16 protein-coding genes are annotated in these 17,155 nt (G+C 76.2%); 7 read left to right on the top strand and 9 right to left on the bottom strand.

What is annotated here, in order from left to right; genetic code table 11:
* Positions 1–9 precede the first annotated feature (9 nt).
* Positions 10–2,025 carry a prolyl oligopeptidase family serine peptidase gene (locus BX286_RS29460; protein WP_079430562.1) on the top strand — a complete coding sequence of 672 codons (2,016 nt, stop codon included), beginning with the start codon at positions 10–12 and terminating at the stop codon, positions 2,023–2,025.
* Positions 2,026–2,087: 62 nt separating this feature from the next.
* Here the strand turns inward: BX286_RS29460 and BX286_RS29465 are convergent, their stop codons facing one another.
* The 5 genes from BX286_RS29465 to BX286_RS29485 form a co-directional block, all read right to left on the bottom strand.
* A complete protein-coding gene (locus BX286_RS29465; protein ID WP_121014619.1) occupies positions 2,088–2,363 on the bottom strand; it encodes a hypothetical protein in 276 nt (91 codons plus the stop codon).
* A 71-nt stretch (positions 2,364–2,434) separates the two neighbouring features.
* Positions 2,435–3,343, bottom strand: coding sequence for an IS5 family transposase (locus tag BX286_RS29470; protein WP_398897937.1), 909 nt, complete (start codon positions 3,341–3,343; stop codon positions 2,435–2,437).
* Positions 3,344–3,423: 80 nt separating this feature from the next.
* Complete coding sequence (locus tag BX286_RS29475) at positions 3,424–3,699, bottom strand: hypothetical protein (RefSeq protein ID WP_121014619.1); 276 nt, start codon at positions 3,697–3,699, stop codon at positions 3,424–3,426.
* A 71-nt stretch (positions 3,700–3,770) separates the two neighbouring features.
* Positions 3,771–4,679: an IS5 family transposase gene (locus BX286_RS29480; RefSeq protein WP_398897937.1), complete on the bottom strand. Its 909-nt coding sequence runs from the start codon at positions 4,677–4,679 to the stop codon at positions 3,771–3,773.
* A 30-nt stretch (positions 4,680–4,709) separates the two neighbouring features.
* On the bottom strand, positions 4,710–5,435 hold the full coding sequence (locus BX286_RS29485) for a hypothetical protein (protein ID WP_398898905.1): 726 nt from the start codon (positions 5,433–5,435) through the stop codon (positions 4,710–4,712).
* A 38-nt stretch (positions 5,436–5,473) separates the two neighbouring features.
* Here BX286_RS29485 and BX286_RS29490 point away from each other — a divergent pair, with 38 nt between their 5' ends.
* Together BX286_RS29490 and BX286_RS29495 are read left to right on the top strand one after the other, a co-directional pair.
* Positions 5,474–6,052, top strand: coding sequence for a GNAT family N-acetyltransferase (locus BX286_RS29490; protein ID WP_121016795.1), 579 nt, complete (start codon positions 5,474–5,476; stop codon positions 6,050–6,052).
* Between the two features lie 281 nt (positions 6,053–6,333).
* Positions 6,334–8,322, top strand: coding sequence for a DUF5107 domain-containing protein (locus BX286_RS29495; RefSeq protein WP_079432034.1), 1,989 nt, complete (start codon positions 6,334–6,336; stop codon positions 8,320–8,322).
* 377 nt (positions 8,323–8,699) lie between these two features.
* Here the strand turns inward: BX286_RS29495 and BX286_RS29500 are convergent, their stop codons facing one another.
* Positions 8,700–9,527 carry a methyltransferase domain-containing protein gene (locus BX286_RS29500; RefSeq protein ID WP_121016797.1) on the bottom strand — a complete coding sequence of 276 codons (828 nt, stop codon included), beginning with the start codon at positions 9,525–9,527 and terminating at the stop codon, positions 8,700–8,702.
* Positions 9,528–9,722: 195 nt separating this feature from the next.
* Here BX286_RS29500 and BX286_RS29505 point away from each other — a divergent pair, with 195 nt between their 5' ends.
* From BX286_RS29505 to BX286_RS29520, 4 genes are all read left to right on the top strand, one after another.
* The gene (locus tag BX286_RS29505) at positions 9,723–10,295 is read left to right on the top strand and encodes a TIGR03086 family metal-binding protein (RefSeq protein WP_121016800.1); all 573 of its coding nucleotides are present in this window, start codon (positions 9,723–9,725) and stop codon (positions 10,293–10,295) included.
* Between the two features lie 236 nt (positions 10,296–10,531).
* Entirely contained in the window at positions 10,532–11,791 is a 1,260-nt protein-coding gene (locus BX286_RS29510; protein ID WP_107502370.1) for an aminotransferase class I/II-fold pyridoxal phosphate-dependent enzyme, read from the top strand.
* Positions 11,792–11,836: 45 nt separating this feature from the next.
* Positions 11,837–13,177 carry an MBL fold metallo-hydrolase gene (locus BX286_RS29515; protein WP_121016802.1) on the top strand — a complete coding sequence of 447 codons (1,341 nt, stop codon included), beginning with the start codon at positions 11,837–11,839 and terminating at the stop codon, positions 13,175–13,177.
* Positions 13,178–13,377: 200 nt separating this feature from the next.
* Positions 13,378–14,787, top strand: a complete 1,410-nt coding sequence (locus tag BX286_RS29520; RefSeq protein ID WP_121016804.1) for an amidase — start codon at positions 13,378–13,380, stop codon at positions 14,785–14,787.
* 359 nt (positions 14,788–15,146) lie between these two features.
* Here the strand turns inward: BX286_RS29520 and BX286_RS37930 are convergent, their stop codons facing one another.
* From BX286_RS37930 to BX286_RS29535, 3 genes are read right to left on the bottom strand one after another with little or no spacing between them, the layout of a single operon-like run.
* The gene (locus tag BX286_RS37930) at positions 15,147–15,602 is read right to left on the bottom strand and encodes a MazG-like family protein (RefSeq protein WP_315974770.1); all 456 of its coding nucleotides are present in this window, start codon (positions 15,600–15,602) and stop codon (positions 15,147–15,149) included.
* Between the two features lie 35 nt (positions 15,603–15,637).
* Positions 15,638–16,285, bottom strand: a complete 648-nt coding sequence (locus BX286_RS29530) for a DedA family protein (RefSeq protein ID WP_121016805.1) — start codon at positions 16,283–16,285, stop codon at positions 15,638–15,640.
* The gene (locus tag BX286_RS29535; protein WP_079430567.1) at positions 16,282–17,058 is read right to left on the bottom strand and encodes an MBL fold metallo-hydrolase; all 777 of its coding nucleotides are present in this window, start codon (positions 17,056–17,058) and stop codon (positions 16,282–16,284) included. The genes BX286_RS29530 and BX286_RS29535 overlap by 4 nt, the downstream gene beginning before the upstream one ends.
* Positions 17,059–17,155: the final 97 nt, after the last annotated feature.

Here is a 17,155-nt window from a genome sequence, read left to right on the forward strand (position 1 = left end):
GGCCCGGTGATGGCGGCGGCGGCCGCCGCCTGCGCCCCCTACGGCAGCTGGCCCTCGCCGCTCACCGCCGCCCACGCGGCCGCCCACGACGGACGCCCCGAGTACGTCGGCACCATCGGCCCCGAGGTGTGGTGGACCGAACCCCGCCCCGGGGAGGGCGGCCGCCGCACCCTGGTGCGCCGGCCCGCCGACGGGGGCCCCGCCCGTTCGGTGCTCCCCGCGCCCTGGAACGTGCGCAGCCGGCTCACCGAGTACGGCGGCCTGCCCTGGGCGGGGGCCGCACGGGACGCCGGGGGACCGCTGGTGGTCTTCGTCCACCACGCCGACCAGCGGCTCTACGCCTACGAACCCGACGCCCCGGGCGCCCCGCCGCCCCGCCCCCTCACCCCGGTCTCGGCGGTCGGCGGCGGGCTGCGCTGGGCCGACCCGGTGCTGCGCGGCGGCGAAGTCTGGTGCGTGCTGGAGGAGTTCACCGGCCCCGCCCCCGGTGACGTACGCCGCGTCGCGGCCGCCGTCCCGCTGGACGGCTCCGCCGCCGGCGACCGGTCCGCCGTGCGGGAGCTCACCGGTGACCGGCACCGCTTCCGCACCGGACCGAAGCCCTCCCCCGACGGGCGCAGCGCCGCCTGGCTGGTGTGGGACCACCCCCGGATGCCCTGGGACGGCACGGAGCTCCAGCTGGCCGACGTCCGCCCCGACGGCACGCTCGGCCCGGCCCGTACGGTGCTCGGCGGGCCGGACGAGGCCGTGGCCCAGGTGGCGTGGGGGGCCGACGGGAGCCTGCTCGCGGTGAGCGACCTCAGCGGCTGGTGGAACCCCTACCGGGTGGACCCGGAGGGCGGCCGGCCCGTCAACCTGTGCCCCCGCGAGGAGGAGTTCGGCGGTCCGCTGTGGAAGCCGGGCCTGACCTGGATGGCGCCGCTGCCGGAAGGACCGGTGGCCGTCCTGCACGGCCGGGGCTCCTGCGTCCTCGGCGTCCTCGACCCCGACAGCGGAGACCTGGTGGACGCCGCCGGGCCGTGGACGGCCTGGCAGCCGGGCCTCGCCGTCAGCGGCACCCGCGTCTACGGGGTCGCCGCCAGCCCGCGCAGCGCGTACGAGGTCGTCGAGCTGGACACCGCCACCGGGCACGCCCGGGTGGTCGGAGCCCGGGCCGCGGACCCCGTGGACCCGGCCTACTACCCCGAGCCGCAGACCCGCACCTTCCCCGGCCCCGGCGGCCGCGAGATCCACGCCCACGTCTACCCGCCCCACCACCCCGCCCTGCGCGCCCCCGCCGAGGAACTGCCCCCGTACGTGGTGTGGGCGCACGGCGGCCCCACCGACCACGTGCCTCCCGTACTGGACCTGCACATCGCCTACTTCACCTCGCGCGGCATCGGCGTCGTCGAGGTGAACTACGGCGGCTCCACCGGCTACGGCCGCGCCTACCGCGAACGGCTGCGCGAACAGTGGGGCGTGGTGGACGTGGAGGACTGCGCGGCCGTGGCCCGCGCCCTGGCCGACGAGGGCACCGCCGACCCCGCCCGCCTCGCCGTCCGCGGCGGCAGCGCGGGCGGCTGGACGGCCGCCGCCTCCCTGGCCGCCACCGACCTGTACGCGTGTGCCGCGATCATCTACCCGGTCCTGGACCTGCGGGGCTTCGCCGCCGAGACCCACGACCTGGAGTCGCACTACCTCGACGGCCTGGCCGGCCCGCCGCAGACCCTGGAACTCCGCTGCCGCGAACGCTCGCCCGTCGCCCGCGCCGACCGGATCACCGCCCCGTTCGTCCTCCTCCAGGGCCTGGACGACCCGGTCTGCCCGCCCGCCCAGGCGGAACGCCTGCTGACCGCACTCCGCGCCCGCACCCCGGCGGTCCCGCACGCGTACCTCACCTTCGAGGGCGAGGGCCACGGCTTCCGCCGGGCGGACACGATGGTCCGGGCACTGGAAGCGGAACTCTCCCTGTACGCCCAGGTCTTCGGCCTGGACAGGCCGGACGTCCCACGGCTGGAGCTGGACGGCGACCAGGGCCGCAGCTAGGCCGTGTTTTAGAACTCGCCGACCTGCCTGGTTGGCCGTCCGGGGAAGTCGCGGGCGGCCATTCAGACGGTGAGGTCGCGGGCGATGTCGTTGATGCTGGTCGCTGTGGTGACCTCGTGCTCGTTGCGGGTGGTATCGCGGCGGACGAACTCGTAGCCGCCTTCGTCCAGGACGGCCACGGAGGCGAACCAGACGGGGTCGTCCTCGTCGGGCTGGACGACCACGAAGGTGTTGTCGGAGTCGTTGAGGTCGCTGACCATCATGAACAGCGCGTCCTCAGAGGGGTCGTCGATGCGGTCGCCGTTCTCGCTGTCGGCGCCGTAGTACTGGGCCCCCATCGCTGCTTCTCCCTCGCGTTGTTCGCCCTGGCCGCGGTCAGCATGGCATGCGGACCGACGGCCCAGGCCAGTCACAGCCATTCACCGATGGCGGCGATCAGGACGGTTGCCTCGAAGCGGACCGCGAGCTTGTCGAACCGGGTGGCCACCGCCCGGTTGCGCTTGAGCCGATTGATCCCACACTCGACCGCGTGCCGAGCCTTGTAGTCCTCACGGTCGAAGGCCGGAGGCCGCCCGCCGGCCTTCCCCCGCCGCTTGCGGTTCGCGACCTGGTCGGCGGGCTCTGGGATGGTACAGCGGATTCCCCGTTTTCGCAGGTAGGCCCGGTTGGCGCGGGAGGAATACGCCTTGTCGCCCCGCACCCGCAGCGGGCGGACACGAGGACGGCCCGGTCCGGTGCGGGGAACCCGGATGCCTTCCAGCACGGCGGCGAACTGAGGGCTGTCACCACGCTGACCTGCGGTGACCAGCAACGACAGCGGCCGTTGACCTTGCTCGCAGGCTAGATGGATCTTCGTGGTGAAACCGCCCCGGGACCGACCCAGTCCGTGGTCTTCCGGCTCGGCGCGGGTCCCGCCGGGCGGTTCCTTCTGGGCCTGTCCGTCGCGGCGGGCACCCGCGGCGTGCTGATGGGCCCGGCAGATCGTGGAGTCGACGTTGACCTCCCACGTGATCAGCCCTGCCTCATCCGCGCGGGCTTGCAGCCTGGTCAGCAGTGCAGGCCAGGTGCCGTCACGCTGCCAGCGGCGGAAGAGCCCATAGACCGTCTGCCACGGCCCGTACTCCGACGGGAGATCCCTCCACGGAGCACCAGTCCGCACCCGCCACCGAATCCCGTCGATCAGCCTCCGCCGGCCCAACGGCGGCCGCCCCAACACCGCGACCGGCAGCAGTGGTTCCAGCACGGCCCACTGACCATCAGAAAGATCCCCTCGCCCCACACCACGATCATCACGGCGCAGGGCGAGCGACAAGCCCATTTCTAAAACACGGCCTAGGCCGTGTTTTAGAACTCGCCGACCTGCCTGGTTGGCCGTCCGGGGAAGTCGCGGGCGGCCATTCAGACGGTGAGGTCGCGGGCGATGTCGTTGATGCTGGTCGCTGTGGTGACCTCGTGCTCGTTGCGGGTGGTATCGCGGCGGACGAACTCGTAGCCGCCTTCGTCCAGGACGGCCACGGAGGCGAACCAGACGGGGTCGTCCTCGTCGGGCTGGACGACCACGAAGGTGTTGTCGGAGTCGTTGAGGTCGCTGACCATCATGAACAGCGCGTCCTCAGAGGGGTCGTCGATGCGGTCGCCGTTCTCGCTGTCGGCGCCGTAGTACTGGGCCCCCATCGCTGCTTCTCCCTCGCGTTGTTCGCCCTGGCCGCGGTCAGCATGGCATGCGGACCGACGGCCCAGGCCAGTCACAGCCATTCACCGATGGCGGCGATCAGGACGGTTGCCTCGAAGCGGACCGCGAGCTTGTCGAACCGGGTGGCCACCGCCCGGTTGCGCTTGAGCCGATTGATCCCACACTCGACCGCGTGCCGAGCCTTGTAGTCCTCACGGTCGAAGGCCGGAGGCCGCCCGCCGGCCTTCCCCCGCCGCTTGCGGTTCGCGACCTGGTCGGCGGGCTCTGGGATGGTACAGCGGATTCCCCGTTTTCGCAGGTAGGCCCGGTTGGCGCGGGAGGAATACGCCTTGTCGCCCCGCACCCGCAGCGGGCGGACACGAGGACGGCCCGGTCCGGTGCGGGGAACCCGGATGCCTTCCAGCACGGCGGCGAACTGAGGGCTGTCACCACGCTGACCTGCGGTGACCAGCAACGACAGCGGCCGTTGACCTTGCTCGCAGGCTAGATGGATCTTCGTGGTGAAACCGCCCCGGGACCGACCCAGTCCGTGGTCTTCCGGCTCGGCGCGGGTCCCGCCGGGCGGTTCCTTCTGGGCCTGTCCGTCGCGGCGGGCACCCGCGGCGTGCTGATGGGCCCGGCAGATCGTGGAGTCGACGTTGACCTCCCACGTGATCAGCCCTGCCTCATCCGCGCGGGCTTGCAGCCTGGTCAGCAGTGCAGGCCAGGTGCCGTCACGCTGCCAGCGGCGGAAGAGCCCATAGACCGTCTGCCACGGCCCGTACTCCGACGGGAGATCCCTCCACGGAGCACCAGTCCGCACCCGCCACCGAATCCCGTCGATCAGCCTCCGCCGGCCCAACGGCGGCCGCCCCAACACCGCGACCGGCAGCAGTGGTTCCAGCACGGCCCACTGACCATCAGAAAGATCCCCTCGCCCCACACCACGATCATCACGGCGCAGGGCGAGCGACAAGCCCATTTCTAAAACACGGCCTAGGCGCCGGCCGGCCTACGCCCTCCCTTCGCCGTCGCGTCCGGCGGAGTGCAGCCACACGCGGAGCGGGCCGAGCGGGGTGAAGCCGGCGCGGACGGCCGTGTCGAGGTCCTCGCCGTGTTCGTAGCCCACGAGCGGCAGTTCCGGCCAGTGGCGGGCGGCCGCGCCGAGGGCGGCGGACCAGGCGGCATCGGTGTCGGTGCCGTGCAGGGCGAACACGTTGGACACGCCCACCACACCGCCGCCCGTGCTGAGGACGGCCCCGGCCGCGATCCGGCCCCCGTCGCGGCCCGCCAGGAAGAGGACGCCTTCCCGCAACAGCCCGGGGTGGAACAGCCCCGTGCTCTCCCCGCCCGACCAGGCCGCCTCCCAGAGCTCCAGTTCTCCGGGGCCCTCGACCTCGTCCCACTCCAGCCCGCCCCCGGCCGGCGCCGCGGCCCCGGCCGGGCGGTGGATCCACTGGGCCTCGAACAGCACCTCGAACCCGGCCCGGGCCAGGTCGAGCGAGGCGAAACTGTCCTTCACCGAGCAGCCGGGGCCGGTGGTGTCGACCCCGGCGAGGACGTCGGCGGCCGACGCCGCGGGGGTGAGGGTGACGGCGTCGGGGTACAGCGGCGGAGTGCGCCGGGGGCTGCACCACACGGTGAGGCGGAAGTGGCCGCTGCGGGAAACGGCGCCGCACCACTCGGCGTTGTTGCGGGCGGCGGCGCGGAGCAGCTCACAGGTGTCGGGGTCGGTGATCACACCGGGGATGCTGCCACGGACCGTAGCCTGGGTCGATGCCGTATTCCACGTCCACGTCCACGTACCTGAGGGAGGGCCCGCGCGTCGGGCTGCGCCCCTTCCGGCCCGCCGACGGACCGGAGTTCACCGCGCGGGTCCGCGAGAGCCGCGGGCTGCACCGGCCGTGGCTGTTCCCGTCGGAGACGGTAGAGGAATACGAGCCGTACGCGGCCGCGCTGGCGGAGGGGGAGCTGCGGGCCGGCTTCCTGGTGTGCGAGCTCGCCGGCGGGGCCATCGCCGGGTTCGTCAACGTCAACAACATCGTGCGGGGGGCCTTCCAGTGCGGGGCGCTGGGGTACGGGGCGTTCGCGCACGCGGCGGGGCGGGGGCTGCTGGGGGAGGGGCTGGACCTCCTCCTGGCCCACGCGTTCGCGGATGCGGATGCGGATGCGGACACGGGCGCGGGCTTGGGGCTGCACCGGCTGGAGGCGAACATCCAGCCGGGGAACGCGGCGTCCATCGCCCTGGTGCGGGGGAGGGGGTTCCGGCTGGAGGGCCTGTCCCCGGACTTCCTGCACGTCGCGGGCGAGTGGCGCGACCACGAACGGTGGGCCATCACCGCGCCGCCGGCCTGACGGTGCGGGGGCGGGTTCCGGGTGCGCGGGCGCCCCGCCCCGCCCTCCCTCCGAGCCCGGGCCCCGGACCCTGGGGCCGTATCAGGGTCTGGGGCGGAGCCCCTGGGAACGGGGGAGGGGCGGGGTAGATCTCGGCCGCGTAGCGGTCCCGCACCCGCACCCGGACGTTCGTGCGACCTCCCCCCCAGCTCCGCTGCTTCCGCGGCCCTTTGCGTAATCCTGACCGGTGGTGATGCGCGGAACCCCTGTGCACCGACCCCAGTGGCGTGTTCCATTCCCCCATGGCCACCACCGTCCGACGTGTCCCGCTGACCCTTCCCGCCGCCCCCCTGGGCCCCGACAACCCCCTGCCCGCCCTCCGCGCCCCCGACGGCGTGCACGACCTGGACGAGCGCGCACGCGAAGGGCTGCCGCGCGACATGGCCCGTCAGATCGGGTACGAGCCGCTGCGCTCCCTGCTGCCCGTCCGGATCCGCGACGGCTACGGACGGCAGCGCGAGGAGCGGGAGTTCGAGGCCGTCGTCATCGACAACGGACGGCTGCGCGCCACCGTACTGCCCGGCCTCGGCGGGCGGATCCACTCCCTCGTCCACCTCCCCACCGGCCGCGAACTCCTCTACCGCAACCCGGTGTTCCAGCCCGCGAACTTCGCCCTCAACGGCGCCTGGTTCTCCGGCGGCATCGAGTGGAACATCGGCGCCACCGGCCACACCGCCCTGTCCTGCGCCCCGTTGCACGCCGCGCTCGTCCCCGCGCCCGACGGCGGGGTGATGGTGCGGCTGTGGGAGTGGGAGCGGCTGCGCGACCTGCCGTTCCAGGTGGACCTGTGGCTGCCGGAGGACTCGGACTTCCTGTACGTCGGGGTCCGTGTACGCAACCCGCACGAACGGCCCGCCGCCGTCTACTGGTGGTCCAACACCGCCGTCCCCGAGAACTCCGGCACGCGGGTCCTCGCCCCCGCCGAGGAGGCCTGGCACTTCGGGTACGAGCGGGCGCTGCGCCGGATCCCCGTACCCAGGTGGGAGGACGCGGACCGCACCTACCCGCTGGACAGCACCTACCCCGCCGACTTCTTCTACGAGGTCGAGCCCGCGGCCGCCGGCCGCCCCTGGATCGCCGCCCTCGACGCCGAAGGGCACGGCCTGGCGCAGGCCTCCACGGGGCTGCTGCGCGGGCGCAAGCTGTTCGTGTGGGGTGCGGGGCCGGGCGGCCGGCGCTGGCAGGAGTGGCTGACGGAGCCCGGCACCGGCGGCTACGCGGAGATCCAGGCGGGGCTCGCCCGGACCCAGCTGGAACACGTACGGCTGGACGCCGGGGCGGAGTTCAGCTGGCTGGAGGCGTACGGGCCGCTGTCCGCGGACCCGGCGGCGGTGCACGGGGCCGACTGGGCGGCGGCGCGCGCCGCGGCCGGGGCGGCGCTGGACGCGGCGCTCCCGCCCGGCACCCTGGACGCGGCCCACGAGGCGTGGCGGCGCACCTCCGCCGACGCCGAGCCGGACGGCGGGCCGGGGGAGTGGCTGGCGCGCGGCTCGGGCTGGGGCGCGCTGGAGGTGCTGCGCGGGGGCTTCGCCCTGCCGGGCACGCCGTTCCCCGAGGCCGTCCTGGAGGAGGCGCAGGAACCCTGGCTGGCGCTGTGGCGGACCGGTGTGCACCCGACGCCGCGGCGGGTGGTCCCGCCGGGGCCGAGCCTGGTCGCCGCGCACTGGCGGGACATGCTGGAGACCGCCCCGGCGGACCCGCTGACCGAGTACCACCTGGGCGTGGCCCAGTGGCACGCGGGGGACACGGCCCAGGCCGTACGCAGCTGGGAGCGCGGGCTGGCGCTGGCGCCGTCGCGGTGGCCGCTGCTGAGGTGCCTGGCGGTGGCGGACGCGCTGGCCGGTGATCCGGACCGGTCGGCCGACCGGTACGCGGAGGCGTTCGAGGACCTGGCGGCGGAGAGCCGGGGCGGCGAGGCGTGGACGGCGGCGGAGTCCGCGCTCGGCCGGGAGGCCATGACCGCCCTGCTGGCGGCGGGCCGGCCGGCCGGGGCGCGGGCGGTGTGGGAGCGGCTGCGGCCGGCCCTGCGGGAACAGGGGCGCTTCCGGCTGCTGGCCGCGCGGCTGCTCGCGGCGGAGGGGCACGTGGGGGCGGCCCGGCGGGTGTTCGAGGACGGCTTCGAGCCGGCGGACCTCCGGGAGGGGGAGGAGACGCTGGCGGAGGTCTGGTCGACGGTCTCGGCGGCGCCGCTGCCGGCGCCGTACGACTTCCGCATGCGGCCGCCGAAGTAGTCCCGGGGGCCCGCTGCGCGGGGCCACCTCCCCGCCCCGCCCTTCACCCCTTCTCCGGGGGCGCAGCCCCCAGACCCCCCGGGGCTGCGCCCCAGACCCCCCGGGGCTGCGCCCCAGACCCCCCGGGGCTGCGCCCCAGACCCCCCGGGGCTGCGCCCCAGACCCCCCGGGGCTGCGCCCCAGACCCCCCGGGGCTGCGCCCCAGACCCCCCGGGGCTGCGCCCCAGACCCCCCGGGGCTGCGCCCCAGACCCCCCGGGGCTGCGCCCCAGACCCGCCGCGGGCTGCGCCCCCGGCCCGCTGGGCTGCGCCGTCGGGCATCCGTGCCCTACGCGGCGGCGGGGCGGGGCGGCCGCGGCGGGCGGTTGGTCGCGGGGGTTATGCCCGGCACAGCAGTTCGCCGTTCAGGACCGAGAACCAGGCGTCGGGGGCGTCGCCCCAGGTGCGCCAGGCGGCGGCGATCCGCTCCAGGGCGGCGTCCGTCGCGTGTCCGCCGCCCACGGCCGCCTGCGCGTACGACGACGCGGTCGTCCGGTCCGCCCACAGCTCGGACCACCACGCCACCTCCTCCGGCGTCGCATAGCACCAAGCCGTCGCCGACGCCCGTACCTCCGTGAAGCCCGCAGCCCGGGCCCACGACAGCAGCCGCCGTCCGGCGTCCGGCTCGCCGCCGTTGGCGCGGGCCACCCGGCGGTACAGCTCCAGCCACTCCTCCAGCCCCGGCGTCGCCGGGTACCAGGTCATCGCCGCGTAGTCGGCGTCACGGACGGCCACGATCCCGCCCGGCCGGCACACCCGCCGCATCTCCCGCAGGGCCCGTACCGGGTCGCCCACGTGCTGCAGCACCTGGTGGGCGTGGACCACGTCGAAGGTGTCGTCCGGGAACTCCAGCGCGTGGACGTCCGCCACCGCGAAGTCCACCGTCCCCGCCAGCCCCCGCTCCGCCGCGTACGCGCCCGCCGCCTCCAGGACGTCCGCCGCCGCGTCGACCGCCGTGACCCGCCCGCCGGGGGCCACCAGTTCCGCCAGGTCCGCGGTGATGGTGCCCGGCCCGCAGCCCACGTCCAGCACCCGCATGCCCGGCCGCAGCTCGCCGACCAGGTAGGCGGCCGAGTTGGCGGCGGTGCGCCAGCGGTGCGAACGCAGGACCGACTCGTGGTGGCCGTGCGTGTAGACGGCCGTCTCGTGCGCCTGGACCTCGTTCATGGCGGGCTCCTCCTCGTTGTCGAAGTGCTGTGATCACCGTAGGGGATCCGACCGTCATCTGAGATCTGCGTTTTGACATGTGGACAGCATCCGGGCGTGCCAAGGGGATTGGCCGGGTCGACGGCGGGGCAGTGGCAGGGCGGTGGGGGGACGAGGACAGTGGGCCGCAGGGGGACGCCGAGGACGGTGAGGACGATGCCGCAGACCCTGCCGGAGCAGCACGCCGCCGCGCTGCGGCTCTTCGGCGAGCGGGTGCGGGCCGTCGCGGACGACCAGTGGGACGCGCCGACCCCGTGCGCCGAGTGGACCGTGCGGGACCTGGTGAACCACGTCACCGGCGAGCAGCTCTGGATCGTGCCGCTGGTCACGGAGGGGCGGACGGTGGCGGAGGTCGGGGACGAGCTGTCCGGCGACCTGCTCGGCCGGGACCCGGCGGGGGCGTGGGAGCGGGCCGCGGCCGCCGGGCTGGCGGCCTTCGCCGCGCCCGGGGCCCTGGAGCGGACGGTCGGGCTCTCGTACGGGCCGACGCGCGGGGCGGCGTACTGCGCGGAGCTGACCGCCGACTGCGTCGTCCACGCCTGGGACCTCTCACGGGCCATCGGCGCGGACGACCGGCTGCCGGCCGGGCTCGTCGAGTTCTCCCTCAAGGAGGTCATGCCGTACGCCGACGGGCTCGCCGCGAGCGGGATGTTCGACGCGCCGCTGGAGGTGCCGGCCGGGGCGGACGCCCAGACCAGGCTCCTGGCACTGCTGGGGCGGCGCGGATGACGGGCCTGGCGTGACCCGGGCACGGACCACGCGCGCGGCCGGGTAGCGGGCATTATGGCGGAAATAATCGTATAAAGGGCACGTCTTAAGGGTGCGTTCCGAGGGGTGCGTCCCGAGGGCGCTTCCGCAGGCGCCTCGATCGGCGGCCGCGGCGCCGGCCGACGGCGCAGCGGGCACCCGGCACCTGGCAGTGGGCAGCGGGAAGCAGGCAGCGGGAAGGCGGGCACGTGGCGGGGATGGCCGAGGGGACGACGCAAGGGCCGGCCGGGGCCGGGGTGTGGCGCCTGGCGCCGGAGGGGCGCGGGCCGGTCAGGTACGGGCCGCCGGCCCCCGAGCCGGGGCTGCCGGTCCTGCCGGAGCTGCAGGCCGTCCTGGCCGGGGCGGCGGACCGGGCCGCCCCCGAACCCCCGGGCGGCGGGGAGCCCGTACGGGAGGCCGCCTGCCGGCACTGGGCGCGGCGCGGCCTCGCCACCGAGCCGGAGTACGTGGCCGCCGGGCCGGGCGCGCCCGCCCTGCTGCTCGCGCTGCTCGGCGCGTACGGCGGCGACGTGATGCTGCCCCGCCCCTGTCCCGCCTGGTGGACCCCGCAGGTCCGGCTGCTGGGACGGCGGGCCTACCACGTGCCCACCCCCGCCGAGTGCGGCGGCGTACCGGACCCGTACGCCCTGCTGGAGACCGTACGGCGGGTGCGCGCCGAGGGCGGTGACCCGCGCGTGCTGCTGCTGTCGGTGGCCGACGACCCGACGGGCACCGTGCCGCCGCCCGAGATGCTGCGCGAGGCCTGCGAGGCGGCCGAGACCGCCGGGCTGTTCGTGGTGAGCGACGAGAGCTGGCGCGACACCGTCCACCGGCCGCACGACACGCTCGTCCTGAGCCCCGCCGAGATGCTGCCGGACACGGCCGCCGTCCTGATCGACCTGTCGGGCGCCCTGCTGCCGGGCGGCTGGCCCGCCGCCGTGGCCCGCTTCCCCGCCACCCCGCGCGGCACCTGGCTGCGCGCCCGCACCCTCGACATCCTCACCGCCACCGGCGCACTGCCGGCCGGCCCGGTCGCGGTGGCCGCCGCGCACGCGCTGGAGGAGCCGGACGCCGTCGCCGGTCGGGCCTACGCGGCGGCGGCCCTGCACGGCGTGGTGGCGGCGGCCGTGCACCGGGAGCTGCTGGCCGTCGGGGCCCTCGCCCGGCCCCCGCAGGCCGGGCGCCACCTGTACGCGGACCTTACCCCGCTGCGCGCGGGCCTCGCCCGGCACGGGGTGGGCGACGCGATGGAGCTGGAGGACTGGCTCGGCGCGCGGCTGGGCTCCCCGACGCCCGGCGGGCAGCGGTTCGCGGACGAACTGGGCGCGCTCCGCGTCCGGCTGTCGACCGGACCGCTGCTGGGCGCCACCCCGGAGGAACGGCTCGTCGCACTCGGCTCCCGCGAACCGCTGGAGCTGCCGCACGTCCGCGGCGCCCTCGACCTGCTCGGCTCGGTCCTGGCCGGGCTGGCCGACTGACGCCGGCGCCCGCCCGCCCGGCCGCCGCTGAACGGAGACCGCCAGATGAGGGACCACCCGCAGCCCCCACTGACCAACGCCGCCACCCCACCCGCACCGGCACCCGCACACCCGTCCCCGTCCGACGCGCACCCTCCCGAGTGCCGGCCCGAGCACCGGCCCGAGCCTGCCGGACCCCCGGGCACCGGCCACCGGGCCCCGAACCTGCGGGCCCCGAACCTGCGGGCCGCGCCGCCGGCCCCGCCCGCGTGCCCTGCCCCCGCCGGCGCGCTGCCGCCCGGGGCGGCCCCCGCGGTGCGGCCCGGCGGGCCGCGTTCCGGTCCGCGGCCCCTCGGGGAGGTGCGGGTCTGGCCGGGGTCGTTCGCGGACCGGCTGACCACGCCGCTGCCCGGGGTGCGGGCGTTCGCGCGGCTGGCGCGGGAAGGGGCCTTCCAGCCGGGGCCCGAGGGGCTGCGGGGGATTCCCGACCTGCCCTACCGGCCCGCCCCGCTGCCCGCCGTGGGGCCCGGCGAGGTCTGCGTGACCTGGGCCGGGCACGCCTCCTGGGTGGTGCGGACCGGCGGGCTGACGGTGCTCACCGACCCCGTCTGGTCCCGGCGGATCCTCGGCACCCCGGCGCGGATGACGCCCCCGGGGGTGCGCTGGGAGGAACTGCCGCCCGTGGACGCCGTGGTGATCAGCCACAACCACTACGACCACCTCGACGCCCCCACCCTGAAACGGCTCCCCCGCGACACCGCCCTGTTCGTGCCCGCCGGACTCGCCCGCTGGTGCCGCCGCCGCGGCTTCCGCCAGGTGACCGAGCTGGACTGGTGGGAGTCCGCCGAACTGGGCGGCGTACGCTTCGAGTTCGTCCCCGCGCACCACTGGTCCAAGCGCTCCCTGCTCGACACCTGCCGCACCCTGTGGGGCGGCTGGGTGCTCACCGACCGCACGGCCGCCACGGCCCGCACCGGCGGCGGCCGCACGGTGTACTTCGCGGGTGACACCGGCTACGGCCACTGGTTCCGCGAGATCGGCGCCCGCCACCCCGCCATCGACCTCGCGCTCCTGCCCATCGGCGCCTACGCCCCGCGCTGGTGGCTGCGCGACGTGCACACCGACCCGGAGGAGGCCGTGCGGGCCTTCCTCGACCTCGGCGCCCGCCGCATGGCGCCGATGCACTGGGCCGCCTTCGTCCTCTCCGCGGAACCGGTCATGGAACCCCTGCACCGCGTCCGGGCCGCCTGGGCCCGCGCCGGGCTCCCCCGCGAGGACCTCTGGGACCTGCCCGTCGGAGCCTCCCGCACCCTCGGAGCCTCCCGCACCCTCGGAGCCTCCCGCACCCTCGGCGCGGACACCGGGGCGCCGGGCCGGCACCCTTCGGCCGCGCGGGAGGCCCCGTAGGACCGACTCTCATGGACCTCGGCACGGACCTGCGGACGACCGCCCCGCCCCCGTGCCGGGTGACCCTGACGGACCGCCGTACGCGGCGCAGTTGGGAGGTGGCCAGGTCCGGTCCGGCTGACATGCCCCTGTCGTAGATCGCCCGGCCTGGCATAGCGTGCCACCACGGAACATCCCCGTGGAGGAAGGCGCGTACGCACGTGGACGACGGTGAGCTGCTGTTCCTGGGCGCGGCCCGGCAGGCGGAGCTGGTAAGGGCGGGGAAGGTGACCGCGCGGGCCCTCGCGGAGGCCTCGCTGCGCCGGATAGAGGCGCTCGACCCACAGCTCGGTGCGTTCCGCGTGGTACGGGCCCGGGAGCAGGTCCTCGCCGAAGCGGACGCCCGCGACGCGGCCCTGGCGGCCGGGGCGGAACTGCCCCTGCTGGGCGTGCCCGTCGCGGTCAAGGACGAGCTGGACGTGGAAGGGGAGGTCACCACCTTCGGCGGAGCCGCCAACCGGACCCCGGCCGCCCGCGACAGCGAGGCGGTGCGGCGGCTGAGGGCGGCCGGCGCGGTGGTCGTCGGCAAGACCGCGATGCCGGAGTTCGGGCAGTGGCCGTTCACCGAGTCCGCCGCCCACGGACGCACCCGCAACCCCTGGGACACCTCCCGCACCCCCGGCGGGTCCAGCGGCGGCAGCGCCGCCGCCGTCGCGGCCGGCCTGGTCGGCGCCGCGCTCGGCGGCGACGGCGGCGGGTCCATCCGCATCCCCGCCGCCTGCTGCGGCCTGTTCGGCCTCAAACCGCAGCGCGGCCGCGTCCCCACCACCCCGCAGCCCCACCTCTGGCACGCCCTCGGCACCATCGGCCCGCTCACCCGCAGCGTGCGGGACAGCGCCCTGCTCTACGACGTGCTCGGCGGACCGGCGGAGGGCGACCGCTGGGCGGCCCGCCCCACCGCCACCACCTTCGTCCGGGCGGCCTCCACCGAGCCGGGCCGGCTGCGCATCGCCTGGTCGGCCAAGTCCGCCGTGCCCGGCGTGCGCCCCCACCCCGAGCACGTGGCCGCCCTGCGGCGGACCGCGGAGCTGCTGCGCGAACTCGGGCACGACGTACGGGAGGTGACCCCGCGCTACCCCGACGCCACGGCGGCGTTCCTGCCGCAGTTCTGCGGGGGCGTGCGGACGGAGGCGGCGGCCGTGGAGCGCCCGGAGCTCCTGGAGCGCCGCACCCGGCAGACCCTGCGGATGGCCCGGCTGGTCCCGGAGGCCGCCGTGGAACGGGCCGTACGGGCGGGAGAGCGGCTGGCGGTACGGGCCGAACGGGTCTTCGCCGGGGCGGACCTGCTGCTCACCCCGACCCTCGCCGCCCGGCCGAGGGCGGTCGGCGCCCTGGACGGGGTGGGGCTGGCGGGGGCGCTGCTGCGGTCGCGGCCGATGGTCGCGTACACCGCGCTGTGGAACATAACGGGGCACCCGGCCGCCTCCCTCCCGGCGGGCTTCGGGACGGACGGCCTGCCGCTCGCCGTCCAGCTGGTCGGACGGCCGCACGACGAACCGACCCTCCTGAGCGTCGCCGCCCAACTGGAATCCGCCCGCCCCTGGACCACCCGAACCCCGCCCCTGGGCTGAGCACCGCGCACGGGGGCGAGGGCGCCCACCCGCCCTTCCTCCGTTCCCATGGGCGCTGCCCCTGCCCCCGCGCCTCGATCGCCGGCGAGGCTGAAGGGTCCCGGGCTCCGCCCCGGACCCCGAAACCGTGCGCTGCGCGCCCGGTGCGCTCAATCGCCGCGATGCCGCGGGTGTAGACGCGGGCGACGGATCAGCCGCGCCAAATCCAGCCTCGCCGGCGCTTGAGGCGCTGGGGGCGGAGCCCCAGGTCGTTTCAGCCCCGCCGGCGCTTGAGGCGCGGGGTCCGGGGCGGAGCCCCGGGGAACGGAGGAAGGGCGGGGCGGGGAGACGGCTCCGCGCAGCGGCAACCCCGGCCGGGGTCAGGACTCGCCGTCGGGGACCGGGGCCGGCCCCGGGAGGAAGCGGCCCGCCTTCAGGGCGAGTTGGCTCGCGAAGTAGGCCGCCGCGTCCGGCCGCATCCGTGCCAGCGCCACCATCCCGGTGATGATCACGTCGCACACCTCGTCGTGCACGTCCTCCCAGCTGTGCGACCGCCCCTTCCGCGGGTTCGACCCGGTCGCCCCGATCACCGCCTGCGCGGCCTCGCCGAACTCCTCGCCGATCTTCAGCACTTGAATGACATGGCTCTGCGGCGGCACCACCCCCCGCTCCGCGGCCGCCGCCTCGAAACGGGCGGCGAGGGCGTGGACCGTCTCCCAGACGGACTCGGCGCCCCCGCCCCCCACGGCCCCGCCCCCCACAGCCCGGCCCCCCACGGCCTCGCGGCGAGCGGCCGGCTCGACCGGCCCGGCCCCGCCGCGGAGTTGATCCGTCATCGGTCGTCACCCCTGTCGTCCCGGAGGGGGCGAGCCTACCCCTCCCGCCCCCGTCCACCCCCCAGCCGCCGCCACACCCCCGGCCCCGCGCTGATCAGTACCGTCAGGGCCACCGCCGCGGCCACGCCCTTCCACGGCTCGGAGAACAGCGAGCCGCCCAGGATCCCGATCACCCCGTACGTCGCCGCCCAGGCCAGGCAGGCGGGCGCGTCCCCCCGGGCGAACCGGCGCAGCGGCAGCCCGCCCAGCAGGCAGGCCAGCATCACCGGGATCCGGCCCGCCGGAACCAGCCGCGACAGCACCAGGACCAGCACCCCGTGCTCCTCCAGCCCCACCCGCGCCCGCTCCAGCCGCTCCGGCGCGGCCCGCCGGCGCAGGGACTCCAGCATCCGCGAGCCGCCCCGCGAACGCACCCCCCGCCGCCCCAGCCAGTACAGGGCGACGTCCCCGGCGAAGGCCGCCAGCGCCGCCACCCCGCACACCACCAACACCCCCAGCGGCAGCGTCCGCTGATGGAACGCCACCACCGCCGCCGAACTCACCAGCGCGCCCGTCGGGATCACCGGCACCAGTGCCCCCAGCGCCACCAGCACGAACAACGCCGGGTAGCCCACCGCCCGCTGGGTGGTCTCCGGCGGCACCCGCCCGGCCACCTCCGCCGCCCCCTGCAGCCACCCCGTCACGGCAGCCGCACCCGTTCCCCATGCGCCGGGACCCGTACCGCCACCTTCGGCGCGAGCACCCCCGCCAGCCGGGCGAACTCCTCGCCCGGCGCATGGAACTCGTGCGGCCGCACCGCGTCCATGCCGATCGGCCAGTACGTCCCGTAGTGCACCGGCACCGCCGCCAGCGGCGCCAGCCGCGCCACCGCCCGGGCCGCCCCCTCCGCGTCCAGGTGCCCGGGCCCCAGGTACGGCCCCCAGCCGCCCACCGGCAGCAGGGCCACGTCCACCGGCCCGGTCTCCTCGGCCATGGTGTCGAACAGCCCGGTGTCCCCGGCGAAGTACGTCCGGGCCGCGCCCTGGACCACGTACCCCAGCGCCCGCACCCGTTGCGGCCCGAACGGCACCCGCCGCCCGTCGTGCCGGGCGCTCACCGCCCGCACCCGTACGCCCTCCCCGACGCGGACCTCCTCGCCGGCGACGACCTCCGTCACCACCAGGCCCCGCACCCGCTCCAGCCGCGCCAGCCCCGGCACCGCCCGGCGGGCCCCGCGCGGCACGACCAGGCGGGTGCCGGGAGCCAGCCGGGCCAGCGACGGCAGGTGCAGGTGGTCGGCGTGCAGGTGCGACACCAGCACCGCGTCCGCCTCGGCGGCCTCCGGCGGCGGCAACGCCCCGCGACGGCGCCGCAGATGGGCCAGCCGCCGCACGAACAGCGGATCCGTCAGCACCCGCACCCCCGAGTCCCGCACCGTGCACGTGGCATGCCCCCACCAGGTGATCTCCACCGGCACCGCGCACCCCTTCCCCGGACATCTAGAGCCTAAGGGCTGTCCCGTGGGCATTCCCCGCCGGATTCGCCTGGAAGCGGAACTGGACCGCCCCCTCCTC

Origin of the sequence: Streptomyces sp. 3211.6 (assembly GCF_003634815.1) — a bacterium.
Taxonomy (GTDB): domain Bacteria; phylum Actinomycetota; class Actinomycetes; order Streptomycetales; family Streptomycetaceae; genus Streptomyces; species Streptomyces katrae_A.